Annotated in this window: 11 protein-coding genes; 2 read left to right on the top strand and 9 right to left on the bottom strand. The window is 66.6% G+C overall.

Going from position 1 to position 16200, the window contains the following annotated elements; all coding sequences use genetic code 11:
* Positions 1-124 precede the first annotated feature (124 nt).
* Entirely contained in the window at positions 125-1471 is a 1347-nt protein-coding gene (locus EII35_RS00435; protein ID WP_125226487.1) for a dicarboxylate/amino acid:cation symporter, read from the top strand.
* On the opposite strand, the gene EII35_RS00430 is transcribed toward EII35_RS00435, so the two are convergent.
* The 5 genes from EII35_RS00430 to EII35_RS00410 form a co-directional block, all read right to left on the bottom strand.
* The gene (locus tag EII35_RS00430) at positions 1432-3582 is read right to left on the bottom strand and encodes an MMPL family transporter (protein ID WP_125226486.1); all 2151 of its coding nucleotides are present in this window, start codon (positions 3580-3582) and stop codon (positions 1432-1434) included. The genes EII35_RS00435 and EII35_RS00430 overlap by 40 nt on opposite strands.
* 59 nt (positions 3583-3641) lie before the next feature.
* Positions 3642-5063, bottom strand: coding sequence for a type I glutamate--ammonia ligase (glnA, locus tag EII35_RS00425; RefSeq protein ID WP_125226485.1), 1422 nt, complete (start codon positions 5061-5063; stop codon positions 3642-3644).
* A 283-nt stretch (positions 5064-5346) separates the two neighbouring features.
* On the bottom strand, positions 5347-5925 hold the full coding sequence (locus EII35_RS00420; RefSeq protein WP_125226484.1) for a TetR/AcrR family transcriptional regulator: 579 nt from the start codon (positions 5923-5925) through the stop codon (positions 5347-5349).
* Positions 5922-6689: an ABC transporter permease gene (locus EII35_RS00415; protein WP_125226483.1), complete on the bottom strand. Its 768-nt coding sequence runs from the start codon at positions 6687-6689 to the stop codon at positions 5922-5924. Before EII35_RS00415 ends, EII35_RS00420 begins: the two co-directional genes overlap by 4 nt.
* The gene (locus tag EII35_RS00410) at positions 6686-7408 is read right to left on the bottom strand and encodes an ABC transporter ATP-binding protein (RefSeq protein WP_125226482.1); all 723 of its coding nucleotides are present in this window, start codon (positions 7406-7408) and stop codon (positions 6686-6688) included. The genes EII35_RS00415 and EII35_RS00410 overlap by 4 nt, the downstream gene beginning before the upstream one ends.
* Positions 7409-7463: 55 nt before the next feature.
* Between EII35_RS00410 and EII35_RS00405 the strand changes: the two genes are divergently transcribed.
* Entirely contained in the window at positions 7464-7982 is a 519-nt protein-coding gene (locus EII35_RS00405) for a GNAT family N-acetyltransferase (protein WP_260464963.1), read from the top strand.
* An 87-nt stretch (positions 7983-8069) separates the two neighbouring features.
* Here the strand turns inward: EII35_RS00405 and EII35_RS00400 are convergent, their stop codons facing one another.
* The 4 genes from EII35_RS00400 to EII35_RS00385 all read right to left on the bottom strand — a co-directional run bounded on the left by EII35_RS00400 (position 8070) and on the right by EII35_RS00385 (position 16139).
* Positions 8070-8465: a hypothetical protein gene (locus EII35_RS00400; protein ID WP_125226481.1), complete on the bottom strand. Its 396-nt coding sequence runs from the start codon at positions 8463-8465 to the stop codon at positions 8070-8072.
* 356 nt (positions 8466-8821) lie between these two features.
* Complete coding sequence (locus EII35_RS00395) at positions 8822-9748, bottom strand: MafI family immunity protein (protein WP_125226480.1); 927 nt, start codon at positions 9746-9748, stop codon at positions 8822-8824.
* A 255-nt stretch (positions 9749-10003) separates the two neighbouring features.
* Entirely contained in the window at positions 10004-10693 is a 690-nt protein-coding gene (locus EII35_RS00390; RefSeq protein WP_125226479.1) for a hypothetical protein, read from the bottom strand.
* A 10-nt stretch (positions 10694-10703) separates the two neighbouring features.
* Positions 10704-16139 (bottom strand): DUF6531 domain-containing protein, encoded by a 5436-nt coding sequence (locus tag EII35_RS00385; RefSeq protein ID WP_125226478.1) that lies wholly within the window; start codon positions 16137-16139, stop codon positions 10704-10706.
* Between the last annotated feature and the right edge of the window lie 61 nt (positions 16140-16200).

Here is a 16200-nt window from a genome sequence, read left to right as displayed (position 1 = left end):
TGGGTTGATCTGCGTCTGCAGGCGAGCTGCACCTGTTGAGCCCCTGCTCCAGGTCCCCGTCACGACGACCCGCCCGGGTCGGTGTCGTGCCCATTCCCATGTCATCGCCTCCCAGGAGTTCACCATGTCCTCAACCCAGACCCAACCAGCTCCCAGCACCACCCGTCCCCATCTGCTCGCCAGGTTCAGCACCCAGATCGTGCTGGGCCTGGTCGTCGGCGCCCTCCTCGGCTGGGCTGCCTTTGTCATGGGCCCTGACGGCGAACAGCCCAACTGGCTGACCGCCACTTTGTCCCAGATCGGAACCAGTTACGTCGGGTTGCTCAAGCTGCTCGTCGTGCCGCTGATCCTCACGGCCGTCATCTCCTCCATCGCCCGGCTGCGTGAGGTGACCAACGCCGCCCGGCTCGCCGTGTCCACCCTCGTGTGGTTCGCCATCACCGCCTTCGCCTCCGTCCTCATCGGTCTGCTCGTTGGACTCGTCTCCAGCCCGTGGCTGACCGCTGGGGTGAGTGGCGATGCGGCGGCGGAGCCCAGCCGGGTTGGCTCGTGGACGGCCTTCCTCACCGGCCTCATCCCCACCAACTTCCTCGGCCTCGAGGTCAACCTCAAGACCGTGGGTGACGCGGTGAGTGCCACCGTCGGCTTCAACGCCCTGCAGGTCCTCGTCGTGGCCATCGCCCTCGGGATCGCCGCGTTGAAGGTCGGCAAGCCCGCGGACACCTTCGTCGCCTTCACCGAGTCCGCGCTCGCCGTCGTCCAGAAGGTGCTGTGGTGGGTCATCCGGCTGGCACCCATCGGCACCGGCGCGCTCATCGGCAACGCCGTCGTCTCCTATGGATGGCGCTCCCTGGCCTCCCTCGGGGTCTTCGTCGTCGCCCTCCACGTCGGCCTGCTGCTGGTGTGGCTCGTGGTGTACCCGGTGATCCTGCGGATCCACGGGCTCGGCGTCACCCAGTTCTACCGGAAGATCTGGCCCGCCATCACGCTCGGTTTCGCGACCCGCTCCTCCATGGGGGTGATGCCCGTCACCGAGCGGGTCACGGAACGTGGCCTCGGGGTGCCTCGCAGCTACGCCGCCTTCGCGGTGCCGCTCGGCGCGACCACCAAGATGGACGGGTGCGCGGCCGTCTATCCGGCACTCGCGTCGATCTTCGTCGCCCAGTTCTACGGTGTCGAACTGACCATCACCCACTACCTGCTCATCGTGGCGGTCTCGGTTCTGGGCTCCGCGGCGACGGCGGGCACGACGGGCGCGACGGTGATGCTCACCCTCACCCTGTCCACCCTCGGTCTGCCGCTGGAGGGGGTGGGGCTGCTCATCGCCGTCGACTCGATCATCGACATGTCCCGCACCGCCCTCAACGTCACGGGTCAGGCACTGGTGCCGGCGGTGGTCGCCACCAGGCACGGGATCCTGGACCGCGAGGTCTACGACTCCGCTGCCGACCCCGACGACCCGGAGGTCTGATCCGCCGCCAGCCGGGACGGCCACCAGATCGCGCCGCCGATGTCCAGCCCCAGGGCGGGGACCAGGAGGGTGCGCACGAGGAAGGTGTCGAGCAGGACGCCGAAGGCCACCATGAAGGCGATCTGCAGCAGGAACAGGATGGGCAGCACCGCGAGGGCCGCGAAGGTCGCCGCCAGGACGATGCCCGCGGAGGTGATGACCCCGCCGGTGACGGCCAGGCCCCTCAGGATGCCGTCCCTGGTGCCGTGCTGCAGCGCCTCCTCCCGCACCCGGGTCATGAGGAAGATGTTGTAGTCGATCCCCAGGGCCACGAGGAAGACGAAACCGAACAACGGCACCGACGGGTCGGCGCCCGGCAGGTGGAGGACGTGGTTGAACACGAGGGCCGAGACCCCGACGGCGGTGGCGAAGCTGAGGGCGGTGGTCGCCACCAGCAGGATCGGGGCGAGGACCGACCTGAGCAGCGCGATGAGGATGAGCAGGATCACCACGAGTACCACCACGATGATGACGACCCGGTCCCGCTCCGTCGTCGTCCGGGTGTCGAGGTCGACGGCCGATGCGCCGCCGATCTCGGCCTTCCCGGCGAGCAGGTCCCGCAGTGAACGGATCGTGTCCAGCGCGGCGTCACTGTCGGGGGCGTCGGTCATGGTCGCCAGCAGCATGACCTCCCCGTCGATGACGGTCGGGGTCGGGGCGGGTGATCCCGGGGGCCCCAGGGGCTGGATCCCGTCCGCCGTGACGGGGGCGTTGCCCGACGGCGAGTCCTTCGAGATGACGGCCACCGAGTCGATCCCCGGGGCCTCCAACAGCAGGTCCGCAACCTCCTGGAGCTGCGTCTGGCCGGTCAGGACGTAGGCGGGGGAACCGGATCCGGCGGGGAAGTGCTGCGCCAGTCGTTCCTGGCCCTCGCGGGCATCCGACGCGCCGAGCACGAACTCGCTCACGGGTACGCCCTGGGCCTTGAGGGTGGGGGAGAAGGCAGCGCCGAGGGCGAGCAGGGCGATGCAGGCCAGCCAGACCCGACGGGGGCGGGCGGCCACCCAGGAGCCGATGCGGGCGTAGCCCCCCTTCAGCGATCCCTCGTCCTGGGACTCGGCGCCGTACCTCGGCGTCCTCGGCCAGTAGGCCCTGCGGCCGAGCAGCAGACCGAAGGCAGGGAGCAGTGTGAGAGCCGCGAGCATGGCGAAGGCGATGCCGATGGCGGCGACGGGGCCGAGGGAACGGTTCGAGCCGAGGTCGCTCAGCAGCAGGCACAGCAGACCCGCGATCACGGTGCCCCCCGAGGCCAGGATGGGTTCGAGGGTGCCCTTCCAGGCCGCGCGGGTTGCGGCGAGCCGGTCCTCGTGGCGTTTGAGTTCCTCGTGGTAGCGGGCCGTGTAGAGCAGGCTGTAGTCCGTGGCGGCGCCGATCACGAGGATGAAGAGGATGCCCTGGGTCTGCCCCGTGATGGTGAGCAGCCCCCACTTCGCGAGCCACCAGTTGGTCAACAGGGCGACGGCCAGGGCGAAGACACTGGTGAGCAGCACCACGATGGGCAGGAGCACGGCCCGGTAGACCAGCAGCAGGATCACCAGTACGACGGCGAGGGTGACGATGAGCAGCAGCCCGTCGATGCCGCTGAACGCGGCAGCGAGGTCGCTGGACAGGCCGGCGGGCCCCGTGATGTTGAAGTTCACCCCGTCAGGGAGGCCCTCCTTCAGCTGTGTCCGGAGCAGGGCGACGGAGTCGCCGATCTCCGCGTCCTTGTCGATCCCGACGAAGACCTGGGCGGCCAGACCGTCCTGAGAAGGGATGGGAGGCGAGACGGAGACGACACCCTCCACCTCACCGAGCGCCTCTCCTGCCTCCGCGAGGGCCCCCAACTGCTCGGGGGAGATGGCCTCATCCGCGTGGAGGACGACGAAGGCCGGGACCTGGTCGTCGCCGACGAACTCCCGGTACCTCTCCCCGACGATCGTTGCCTCGGCACTGACGGGGAGGAACGCGGCGGCGTCGTTCTCCGCGACCTCCGACACCCGACCGAAGTAGGGCCCTCCCACGCCCGCTGCTGCGAACCACAGGATCACGATAAGAAGAGGGATCAGGGTTCGTGGCAGACGGGTGCGCATGGAAGAACACTATTGCAGTCGCGACCCTGACGGGGTGAGGTGGGCAGCCATCGGTGACCTCACAGCGCGTAGTAGAGCTCGAACTCGTAAGGATGGGGGCGCATGGCGATGGCCCGGATCTCGGCCCGTTTGAGCTCGATCCAGGTCTCGATGAGATCAGGGGTGAACACGTCCCCGGCCAGCAGGAACTCGTGATCGTCCTCCAGGGCGTCGAGCACGGAGCCGAGGTCGCCCGGCACCGTCTGGACCTGGGCGTGTTCCTCCGGCGGGAGCTCGTAGAGGTCCTTGTCGATGGGCTCCGGTGGTTCGATCCGGTTCTGCACCCCGTCGAGTCCGGCCAGCAGGATCGCCGGGAAGGCCAGGTACGGGTTGCTGGAGGGGTCGGGGCAGCGGAACTCGATGCGTTTGGCCTTCGGGTTCGACCCGGTGATCGGGATGCGGATGCAGGCCGAACGGTTGCGCTGCGAGTACACGAGGTTCACGGGCGCCTCGAAACCGGGGACGAGCCGGTGGTAGGAGTTCACACTGGGGTTGGTGAAGGCCAGCACCGCGGGGGCGTGCCGGAGGATCCCGCCGATGTACCAGCGGGCGAGGTCGGACAGCCCCGCATAGCCGTTCTCGTCGTGGAACAGCGGCTGGCCGCCACTCCACAGCGAGGAGTGACAGTGCATCCCGGAGCCGTTGTCACCGAAGATCGGCTTCGGCATGAACGTTGCGGTCTTGCCCGCCTCCCACGCGGTGTTCTTCACGAGGTACTTGAACTTCATGACGTCGTCAGCGGCTTTCAACATCGTGTCGAAGCGCCAGTTGATCTCCGCCTGCCCGGCGGTGCCGACCTCGTGGTGGGCCCGCTCCACGACGAGGCCGGCGCCCTCCATGTGGCGCACGATGTCGTCACGCAGGTCACCGAAGTGGTCGACGGGGGCGACCGGGAAGTAACCACCCTTGTACTTCACCTTGTAGCCGCGATTGCCGCCGTCCTCGACGCGGCCCGTGTTCCAGGCCCCGGCCTCGGAGTCGATGTGGTAGTAGGACGAGTTCGAGGTGGTGTCGAAGCGGATGTCGTCGAACACGTAGAACTCCGCCTCGGGCGCGAAGAAGGCCGTGTCGGCGATGCCCGTGGAGGTCAGGTAGGCCTCGGCCTTGCGGGCGATGTTGCGCGGGTCGCGGCTGTAGGGCTCCTTCGTCAGCGGATCGTGGACGAAGAAGTTGAGGTTGAGGGTCCGCGAGCGCCGGAACGGGTCCACGAAGGCTGTGGTGGGGTCGGGCAGCAGCGCCATGTCCGACTCGTGGATCTTCTGGAAACCGGCGATGGAGGAGCCGTCGAAGCTCAGACCCTCGGTGAACACCTCGGGCCCGAAGGATCCCGCGGGAACGGTGAAGTGCTGCATCACGCCGGGCAGATCACAGAACCGGCAGTCGATGGTCTCGATGCCCTCCTCCTTGACGTAGGTCAGGAGTTCCTCGGCGCTTTGGAACATGTTTCCTCCAGATCGGATGGGCGGCTGGGCTTCACCCTAGCGTCGTGCAGTGGGATCATCCCTGCATGATCGTAACCGGGACCGTGCCTGATGGCGCAGTCCGAACTGGTCCCCGGGCCGGTTAGAGGGTGCGCGGATAGGGGGATCGTCACGAGGATCGTCACGGTGGCCTTCTGGCGAGGCGGACGACGAGGAGCGCACTGGATTGTGCGTTCGAGGAGGACAACGCGGCCAGGGGGTTCACCGGGGCGACCGCAGTGGATGCGCCTATCCGCGCACCCTCTTAGTGCTCGCCGGTGAGGCTGCGTTGGATCACCGGGCCGAGGAGGTCGACGACCTCCTCGGAGCTGAGCCGGGCCAGCGGTTCGACGCCGACGAGGTGTCGCGCCACGATCATCCCGATGAGGTGACTGCCGACGAGGGCGGCCCGGCGACTCGCCTCGGGTTCCGGCAGGTCGAGCTGCCGCGCCATCGGGGCGAGGATGGTCCTGGTGACCCATGGGCGCAGGGGGGAGCGTGAGTCGGACAGGGCACGTCGGATGAGAGCCCTCAGGGCTGGTGCGGCGGGGGAGGTCCAGATGCGTTCCATCACCCTCACCACCGTCACGCCCCAGTCCTCCCGGGGCTGGGTGGTGACCTGGGCCACGACCGCCGCCGGGTCGACCCCCTCGGCCATCACTGCGTCGAAGAGGCCCTCCTTGGAGCCGAAGTAGTGATGGATGAGAGCGGCGTCGACCCCGGCACGGGCGGCGATGGCTCGGGTTGAGACCGCGTTGAACGATCGGGAGGCGAACAGCTCGGCCGCCGCATCCCGGATCCTCCGCCTGGTCCGCTCCGACTTCGAGTCCTCCCGGGGGCTCATCGGGTCCTCCGGGGCATGGATGCCGCGGCGAGGCCGAGGGCCACGAGTGCTGCTGCGGTCAGCGCCGCGAGACGCGTCCAGGAGTCGGTTCCGAGGGTCGGCTCGTCGAGGAGCTCGCGGACGACATCCACCGCCCACGTCATGGGTAACCATCCCGCGATGGCGTCGAGCAGGTGGGGCATCTGCTCCCGGGGTACCAGCAGTCCGCACAGGAACACCTGCGGGGTGATGAACACGGGCATGAACTGCACCGCCTGGAACTCGGTGCGGGCGAATGCGGAGGCGAGGAGCCCGAACGAGACCCCGATGATCCCCGACAGCAACGCCAGCACGAGGAACGCCCAGACCGGGCCCTCGATGTGCACCTCGAGGGGGCCGAGGAGGACGGTCACGAGCATGCCGGCCTGGAGCACGGCCAGCGTCCCGAACACCAGCGCGTAGGAGGCCACGAGGTTCCAGCGGTGCAGCGGGGTGGTGAGGATCCGTTCCAGGGTGCCGGAGACCCGCTCCCGCAGCATCGTGACGGAGGTGATGACGAACATGAGGAACATCGGGATCACCGCGAGCATGATCGGTCCGATGGTTTGGAACGGCGTGGCGCCGTCGGGAGCTGGGGGAACGTCGACGAACACCTGGTGGAGCAGGAGCAGCAACAGGGGTGGCACGACGAGGATGAGGCCGACCGCGCGAGGGTCCCCCCTCAGCTGGGAGCTGATCCTGGCCGTGGTCGCGAGCGCCGCCGGACGGGTAAGGGTCCTGGTCATGCGGCCTCCTCGATGAGGGCGAGGAAGGCCTCCTCCGGTGAGGAGGTCCCGGTCCGCTCCTGCAACCGGGCGATCGGCTCGTGGGCGAGGAAGCGGCCGTCACGCATGAACAGCACCGCGTCGCAGCGTCGTGCCTCGTCCATGACGTGGCTGGAGACGAGCAGGGTCGTTCCCGCGTCCGCCAGCTCGCGGAAGAGGGTCCACAGGGCCTCCCGGGTGAGGGGGTCGAGACCGACGGTGGGTTCGTCGAGGATCAGCACCTCCGGGTCGCCGACCAGGGCGCAGGCCAGGGAGGCGCGGCTGGCCTGGCCTCCCGAGAGGCGATCGACGCGGCGCCCCTCGTGCCCGCTGAGCCGGACCCGCTCGATGGCGTGGGCGGCCGCGTCGCGTCCCGCCCCGACGAGCCGGGCGAAGTAGCGGACGTTGGCCAGGACGGTGGCGTCGCCGTAGATGCTCACCGCTTGCGAGGTGTAGGCGACCCGGCGTCGGAGCTCCCAATGGCCGACGGGAAGTCCGAGGACGCGGGCATCACCGGAGGCGATGCGCTGCACCCCCATGAGGGTGCGCATGAGCGTGGTCTTGCCGCAGCCGGAGGGTCCGATGAGGCCGGTGATCGAGCCCCTCTGGAGGGCGAGGTCGAGGTCGTGCAGGACGGTGACGCGCCCTCGGGTCACCGTCAGTGCGGTCGTCTCCACCACCGCACACTGATTTTTCATCATGTGATGAATTCTACGCCGGTGGTGATCCGGGACGCGGTGGGGGAGGATGGGGGCCATGATGACCGAACCACGACTTCGTCCCCTGCGGGCCACGGATGCGGCCCGGGTGCTGGAGGCCTTCGCCGAGGCGGACATGGCCCGGCAGGGGGACGTCACCGACCTGCCGGGTGCGGAGCGTTACATCGAAGGCCTCAGCAAGGCTCACCGTGCCTTCGCCTTCGTCGATGAGGCCGATCAGCTGCTCGGTGTGGTGGCACTCCTCGTCGACGACGCCAACCGCAGCGGCTGGTTCTTCTACTGGACCCATCCCGAGGGTCGCGGCCGGGGATGGACCGGACGTGCCGCCGCCACCGTCGCCTCCTTGGCGCTCACCGACTGGGGGCTGGAACGACTCGAACTCGGCTACCGCGCCAACAACCCCGCCTCGGGTGGGGTGGCCCGGGCCGCAGGCTTCGTTCAGGAAGGACTCGAACGTGGCAAGTTCCTGATCGACGGCGAGCGCGTCGACGTCGTCACGTGCGCCCGCCTGCTGAGTGACCCCGAGCCGGACACCCTCCTCCTGCACTTCGCCTGAATCGCCGCAGGGCATTCCTCGCATTCCCGGCGGGTTCAGGCGGTGTCCGCAACAACGGTTGTGTAGGTTGATGAAGCAAGAGTGAGTTCACTCCTGTCCGAAGCCCTCCTTGAGTGATGCCTGCAGGAAAGCCTCCACTGTCTCGGGGGTTGGCTCGAGTTTCCTCCCATCGATCATTCTCCCGCGAGCCACACGTCTGGCGCCTTCGAAGAACTCGATCTCGGGCCCGAGGTGCTCAAACTCTGCTTGGTAGTGGACGGCGTCCCAGGCTACAACCCTGACCAGGACGGTTTTGCCCAGAGGAATGGCGTCAGGATCATCGAGAGGGAGTTCTTGGGGGTCGAGCGCAACCAAGTAGCAGGATGTCTGAATTGGCGGCACGCTCAACTGGCTCACTGCAGGGTTGCGTGGCGACCGTCTGCGTCCCCCCTCGTCCTGTTTCAAGAATCTCACGTGCGCCAGAAATGAGTCAGCGATGGACAACTTCAATCCCTCCTTGGAGCGCTTGGTTCGGGGCCTCCAGTTGCTTCAGGAACAGTGATAACTCCTGACTCAAAGTGCTAGGCATCAATGGTGTACCCAAAGTGGGTTCCGTTGAGGGTGGAGCGAGGAACCGGAGTCCTTGCTATGGCCTCACAAGAGCTTCTCCAACGAGGGCCTCGGCACTATCTCCTCCATCTTTAAGTCCAAGCGGCTTTGCCGCATGCTGAGGTGGGTTTCTACTGGCTCGCTCCTGCGGATGGTTCTTTGTGCCCATGGAGGCCAATGAATCGTCAGATGAAGCAACCCACTGGCGTCCGAACTCAACATTGGCTCCCCTTCTCATCGAGGATACCCGGTCAGGCGGGGATGATGTGGGCCGGTGGTTGGTAGAAGTCCTCGCGCCAAGGATCCAGCCCGACCGCCTCCGCGTAGGCGCGAAGCATGTCGTTGGTGAAACGCTCGTCCTGGTGGGGGTGGTCGTAGCGGGCGATGTCCTCGAAGGGCTGAGGCTCACCATGGTGATCGAAGGTCCACGATCCGGCGGGGCACTCGACGGTCGCCACCCGTCGAAGGATGCCGGTGGGCGCTTCGGGGCCGAGGACGAAGAAGTGTCGTGAACCCCGCGTCTCATGTTGCTGGGCCCAGGGCGGGATGGATCTGACCGCGTAGCCGCGGATCTGAAGCCGACGGGCGAGGTCGGCGGCGATGGGGACGACTCCCTCTCCCGCAGGAGTGTTGTCGAACAGGGCTGTCCATCCGGGAATGGCGGTTGCGGTGACGAGAACATGGGTCGCGCCCAGGGCGTGGGGCGGTTCCAATGGGAGGATCAGGTCGCGCAGGTCCCCGGTGGGGATGGTGCGGGTCCGCCGGTTGAACCAACCCCGCTGGTGGCGGGGGAGGGCGTGGAGGACCTGCTCGAGGGGCGTGCGTAGGAACCCGATGGTATGGGTGAGGGGCTCGAGTTCGCCGCCGAGAAGCCGTGGCGGATCCGCGTTGCCGCCGTGGTCGTCGCGGTTGGGCGGGGGATCAGGCCAGAACAGCAACCGGTGTTTGGGGATCTCGAAGAAGTGGCCCAGTTGGATGATCCTCAACGTGTCCTCCGGCGATGGGGTGACCTCGTGGTCGTACAGCGCGTCGAGCAGGAACTCGAGAGCCAACCCCGCCTCGCCATGTTGGACAAGATCTTGGATCTCTGAAGCGGCCCCTGGAGGTAGTGCAGTTTCGGCTCGCCTGGTCAATTCAAGTATTGCCTCGGCTGCCTCGGTGTAATTCTTGAACTCCATTATATTTCGTGATAGTTGTCAGTCGTGCGACGGTCGACGAAATAGTCGCTCATCTTTGAATGCTTCCCAGAGCGCCATCTTGTTTCATGGCGACCGTAGAGGTTTATTCAGGGATCGATGAAGCTCCTAACCAGAGCCACCTTGGCCGCCCGCCTGAATTAGCTTCATAGATCTCGTCAGGTTCGTCACTAACGTCAGTGATCAGGGGGACGGGAACCGCATCCAAGGCTTGGAGGGGGTGTGGGTGTTGTGTCATCAGTTGGGGAGTCCGAGTTTGGTGCGGGCCTCGGTGAGGGAGTAGGTGTGGTGGGGTTGTTCTCCGTTGGTGATCAGGTAGTAGGGGGCGGTGTAGAAGTTTTCGTCCCAGGGGTGGAGGCCGACGGCTTCGGTGTAGGTGATGAGTGTCTGTTCGGTGAAGCGGTCAACTTTGCGGCGTCGTGTGTATGTGTCGAGGTCTTCGTAGGGTTGGGTGGGGCCGTGGAGGTGGAACTCCCACTTTCCTGGGTAGTTCTCGACGAGGTCTATGCATCGTACTTGGCCTAGTTCGGATTCTGGGCCGAGGACGTGGAACTGTCGAGCGCCGAGGGGGGAGCCGTTTGAGGCTGGGGGGATGTCGGCGATGAGGTAGCCGCGGGTTTTCATGGTTCGTGCCATGTATGCGGTGAGCTGGCCGATGCCTTGGCCGGTGGCGTGTCCGTCGAACAGTGCGGTCCAGCCTTCGAGTTTGGTTCCGGTCAGCAGGGTTCGTGGTCTGACGGTGGTGGTCAAGGGTTGGAGGTGGAGGAGGTTGTCGGTGAGGCTGCCTTGGAGTTGGGTGGCTTTCCCGCCGAAATGGACTCGTCGGAAGAAGGCGGTCATGCCCTTCGCCACCTGTTTTGCGGTGGCTTGGAGGAAGCCGATCGAGTACGTGAGTGGGGCGTATCTGTCGTCGAGTAAGGTCGTCAAGGTTCTCATCCTAGTCTACGGTCCAAAGATAGACGGTGCCATCAGGGTCGTTTGCCAATATGCGATTGGCGTGACCGGGCCCTCTGGTCGATACGTTCGTGTCGACTTCTTCGTAGTATCTTCGCCCATGCCAAGTGTACTGAAGGTCTGGACGGTTCTGGCCGACGCGCTCAGCATTTACGTTCACTTGATGTTGGTCGACGCGAACGTCTGTAGCGCCTCGTGCTTGAAGGTCCGCAACCCGTGCTTGGGCCCACGCGTTCTGTGTGGAACTCCTGCTGATGTCGCGAGGTAGGGGAAGGGGCGCTGGGGGGCGGGGGTCTAGCCCTATATCCCGGCTGTTGCGGGTAGCAGTTGTGGTGGTGCGTATCTGTGCTGTCGCACCACGGAATTCAGTGGGAGGTTGAGGAGTGGGACTGGCCGGGCGAGCCATCGCGCCGCCAGCGAAGCCGCTGACGGCTCCGTCGCGGAGGCCTCGCCAGGCGCCGTCCCAGAAGCTGCCTCCAGTGACGGCGCTTGCGACTCCTCCGGTGATGAAGCCGGATGCCCCGCCTGCTGTGGCGCCTGCGGCGCCTTGGATGAGTCGTTGTGCGATCGGTGAGTTGCCGAATCGGGACAGGGCGTTGCTGGCGGCGGGGCCGATGAGTCCACCGGCCGCTGCGCCGATCCCGCCGCCGAGGCCGCCAAAGACTCCACTGAGCCCGACCTGTTTCCAGTCGATGGGGTAACCGGTGCAGGCCTGGTCGATGAGGTTGCCTCCTGCTCCCAGCGCCGCGCCGATTGCGATCGCGGCCCCGATGCCTGCCGGGCCGCCGACAACCGCCAATCCGACGCCTGCGACGATGGCCAGCGCGGTGCCCCATTTGGGGGAGTTGGCTTTGCGGTAGGCGTCGAGTTGTTCTGTGGTGAGGGGTTGGAGACCAGAGGGGTCGTGGAGGTTGACGGGGTTGTTGCCGGCGTAGCTGTAGGGGTTGCCGGCCCAGGCGGCTCCGGTGATCGGTGGGAGGGGGTCGGGGGAGAGGAAGCTACGGCTGTTGGGGTCGAGGATGCGGGCGCCGAGCCATTCCATTCCTGCGATGTGGATTTCGCCGCGTGGTCCCAGGTCGATCCCCGCACCCAAGGTCGCCTGGGCGATCGGGGGGAGGTAGGGGTTGTGCGGTTGGGTGTCTCGGTCGGGGCGCCACGACGGCTGCAGCCAGCCTGTTGACTGGTGGGCTGTCAGTGGTCCGGCGGTGATGATGGCGTCGTCGCCGACCTGTAGCGGTCCGCCGTCAACGTGGTCGAAGAAGAGCTGCTCGTTGTCGACGCGGGCAAGTTGGCCGAGTGCGTCGACGACGGTGGTGGTGCGGTGAACCTGGTCGCCGTGGTGGTCGGTGATGGTGGCGAGCCGCCACAGCCCCGTCCATTCGAAGTCGCGGCGGCTGCCGTCGCTGTGCTTCTGGGTGGTGCGGCGCCCTGAGTGGTCGTAGGTGTAGGTGATGGTTGCCTCGCCGCTGGCGGCCTTGAGCAGCTGTCCTGCAGCGTTGTAGGTGCGTTCCCACGTGATGCCGTCGACCTGTTCGGTGACCAGTCGACCGGCGAGGTCGTAGGTCCAGGTGTTGACCCCGGTGGGGGTGGTGGCCTCGACCATCTGGGCGGCGTCGTCGTAGCGGTACCGGGTCCGGGTGCCGTCGATGGTCACCGAGGTGAGCTGTCCGTCGTCGTTGTACTCCATGGTGGCTGTGCCGTGACGGCCGCCACCGGTGGCGCTGTGGCTGGTGATGAATCCGCCGCTGTAGCCCCACTCGTGGATCAGGTCACCGGCGGCGGCCCTGGTCACCCGGCCCACCTCGTCGCGGTCCAGAACCGCAGTGGCCAATCCGGGATGCTCCACCGCCACCACGTCCCCGGCGGAGTCGCGTCGGTAGGCCGTGACCGCACCGTTGGGGGCGACGATCTGGGTGGTGAACCCGTCGGCGTCGTAGCTCCACCGGGTGCTGTGGTTGCCTCGATCATGCTGGACCAGCAGGCCACGCGGGTCGAAGACCATGCTGTGTGTGACGGGACGTGCCGGGTCGGAGAAGTCCTCGACGGTGCGGCGACGTGTCGCCGGGTCGCGGGAAATGCGGGAGAAAAGTGCTCCGTCAACGGTGGTGCTGGTTTCCAGACCCGCCTCGTCGTAAGCCGTTTCGACGATGTGACCATCGGCGTCGACGCTGTTGATCAATCGCCCGGCCCGGTCGTAGGTCCACTGGTTGGTGGCCCCCAGCGGATCGGTGGTGCTGGTGCAGCGGTTCATCGCGTCGAAGGTGTGACGGGTCACACCACCCAGCGCGTCGGTGACGGTGACGGCGCGACCATTGGCGTCATGGTCGTAGCGGGTCACCCCGCCGTTCCCGGCGACGGCGGCGACCAGCTGATCGGCCTCGTCGTAGCGGAACTGCCGCAGCCCGTTCTTCGGGTCCTTCGTCTCGACGACCCGTCCGGCCAGGTCGTAGACCCACCGGAAGGAGCCCGCGCCGGGGGAGAACCGGGCCGTGAGGCGGCCACACTCGTCGTAGCGGCTCCAGCCCTTCTCCCCCGTGGGCCACAGCTCCGCCACCAGCTGCGAATCGACGTCGTAGTCCAATTCGGTGCGGAATCCCAACTCGTTGCGAATCCCTGCGACGCGGCCGCATCGGTCGTAGTCGTAGCGTAGTGACGCTCCCGAGGGGCGGCGGATCCTCACCGGCCGGCCAGCCGGGTCACGTTCGATGAGGGTACTGCCACCGGCCGCATCCACGTACTCGACCGGGCGGCCGCTGCGGTCGTACCGCGTCACCACCTCGGAGCCGTCCGGCAGCACGGTGGCCACCTCGCGCCCCCACTTGTCCAGCTTGACGGTGCTCGAGGAATGGGCATCACCGACGGTGATCTCACCCGCGCTCATGTTGTGGCGTTGGAACGCCCGCACCCCCGTCGGGTCGACGGTTTCGTTCAGCCGGCCGAACTGGTCGTAGTGGCGCTGCCAGACTCCACCGGTGGGATCAATCGTCTGCCGCAGCCTCGACATCGCGTCGTGGCAGAACTCCCACGTGGCTCCGTCCGGCAGCTGGACCCGGCTGACGTTGCCGAGGTCGTCGAACTCCTGGGTGACACGACGCCCCAACGGGTCGATCGTGGCGCTCAGTTCACCATGCGTGCCGTATTCCATCGTGGTGCGGGCACCCAACGGATTCACCAGGGCGGTCAACCGGCCCCCGGTGCTGTACTCATAGCTCCAGCGGGCTCCATCGGGGTCGACCCGGGCGATGAGCAGTCCGGCCTCGTTGTGGATGAACCGGGTGGTGGCCCCTGAGGGCTTGATCATCTCCAATGCCCGACCCGAGGCATCCCGCACGATCCGGGTGGTGTTGCCGTCGGCATCGGTGGAGGAGATCAGGTCGCCGCGGGAGTCGTAGCCGAACTGCATGGTCACACCGGTGGGGTCGGTCACCTCCAGCAGCAGACCGGCGTCCCACACCATCCGGGTGTGGCCGCCCTCACCGTCGATGATCTCGCACGGCTGCTGCTGCTCGCCCCTGTAGGACATGCTGGTCCGGGTGACCTCGACGTCATCCTCGACAGAGATGATCTCGGTCAACCGATCCAACTCGTCGTACACCAAATCAGTTCTTGCGCCCGTGGGTGATTGTTCGGTGGTCAGCCGGCCCCGCTCATCAAAGGCCCGAGCCGTCACCCGGCCCTCCGGATCCGTCGCGAGCACCTGATTGCCCCACTGGTCATACGCCATGCTGGAGCGGTTCCCATCCGAATCCGTGATCCCGACCAGACGACCCCGGGCATCCGCCAACCACGTGTTCGACCTGGTCCCGTCGGTATCGGAGACCACCGTCACCCTGCCCGGCAGATACGCAAACCGCGTGACCCGGCCGAACGGTGAGATCTGGGAGACCACCCTGCCCTTGTCGTCGTAGGTGTTACGGACCTCGACCACCCCGTCGGCGTCGATCACGGCACCAATGAGGCCGTTGTCACCCCACTCATAGCGACGCGACCCGAGCGGGCCGGTCGCCTCCACCAGGCGTCCATCCTCGTAGCGGTAGGTGACCTGACGCCCGTCGTCGGCCTCGACCTTGACGATCCGGTCCGCCTCCCAGTGCACCCGCAGCTCGTGGCCACGGATGTGGCGGATCCGACCCAAGCGGTCGCCGTCGTAGGAGAACTCGACGGCGGCGCCGTCGGTGAGGGTGAACGAGGTGGGGCGTCCGGCTCCGGAGAAACACCACTGGGCGCCGGTGTTGTTGGCGACGGTGTAGCCCTGGTCGTTGGCCGACAGCCAGTAGTTCTCGTGCTCGGCGCGGTCGAAACCGTCGCCCAGCCGCGGGAAGAACACCTCGCGGCCATCCAGCATGGTCCATGTGGCACCGTCGTCGGCCACACGCAACCCGCACCCGTCGAAGGAGGCCCAGCCGGGGCCGTGCCCGCCGACCTTCGGGCTCAGCGACGAGTACGACCGGGCCCAGCCCAACAGTGAGGTCGCCCCCTCGAAACGCAGATCCTCTTCGTTCTCGACGAAGTTACCGGTGGCGGTGTTGACCGGATCATTTGCATAACCCGATGTGGGAGGATTCCCGATCGCCTGCACATCCGGGATCGTCAATTCAGGACGCTGCTCGGAGATCCCATGTGCGGCGAGACTCTGGGCGATGGCGTCATTCGACACCGTCGACACGACCCCACTGCCCCCAGCGGCCTCGAAATTCGCGGCGACGATGTCGGTGCGGGTGCAGTCGGTGTCGTTCGAGGTGATGTAGGTGCTGAACCCCGTCAGAACCGGCTCACACGACAGCTGCCCCCACTGGCACGACGCCCGGAATGACTCGACCAGCCCCTGCAATGTCGCCGGAGTGTCACGGATGGTGTCCGTGGCGGCCCGCTCCTCCTTGGTGAAACTGCGCAGATCATCCGGCAGGGCCGAACTGAGCCCGGTGTTCTTGTTCCCCACGAACGGTTTCCGCTCCCCCTGCGAGGGCGACGGGTAGGTCTTGTTCATCTGAGGGATCGGCTCAATCCTCGGCGGCCGGGCTTCCCCATGGAACAGGTGGAGGACGTCAACCGTCTCGAAGAACTTCTCCACATCCGATCGGGCATCCCGCTGCCGCTTCCACTCCCGGGCCGCGTTGATCCGCTCCTGCTCCGCCTTGGCGTCGGCCTCCAGGTCCCGCACCCCCTGGGCGACATCACGTAACCGCGAGGCCAGCAGCGTCGCATCCCGGTTGGCCGTCTCGATGTTGTGGGCCCACAACTCGGAGTAATAGCCCTGGAAGTGGGTGCCATGGGTGTTCTTGCGGGCGTTGCGAGGGGCGATCTGGTTCTCGACGGCGGTGGCGGCGGCATCGAGCTTCGATGCCAAATCCTGACTCACCTCGAAATCCCACACCACGTCCTTCCCGGCATTCAAATCATCCAAGCTGTAATCACCCATGACCACTCCAGACAGTAGTTCCCGACGCCAGTCAGGCCAGCATAACTCCGGCCGTGGTCGG

The sequence above is a fragment of the Arachnia propionica genome, from assembly GCF_003932785.1.
GTDB lineage: Bacteria > Actinomycetota > Actinomycetes > Propionibacteriales > Propionibacteriaceae > Arachnia > Arachnia propionica_B.
Note: the sequence above shows the minus strand (reverse complement) of the source record. Positions and strands in the feature narration are given on the sequence as shown.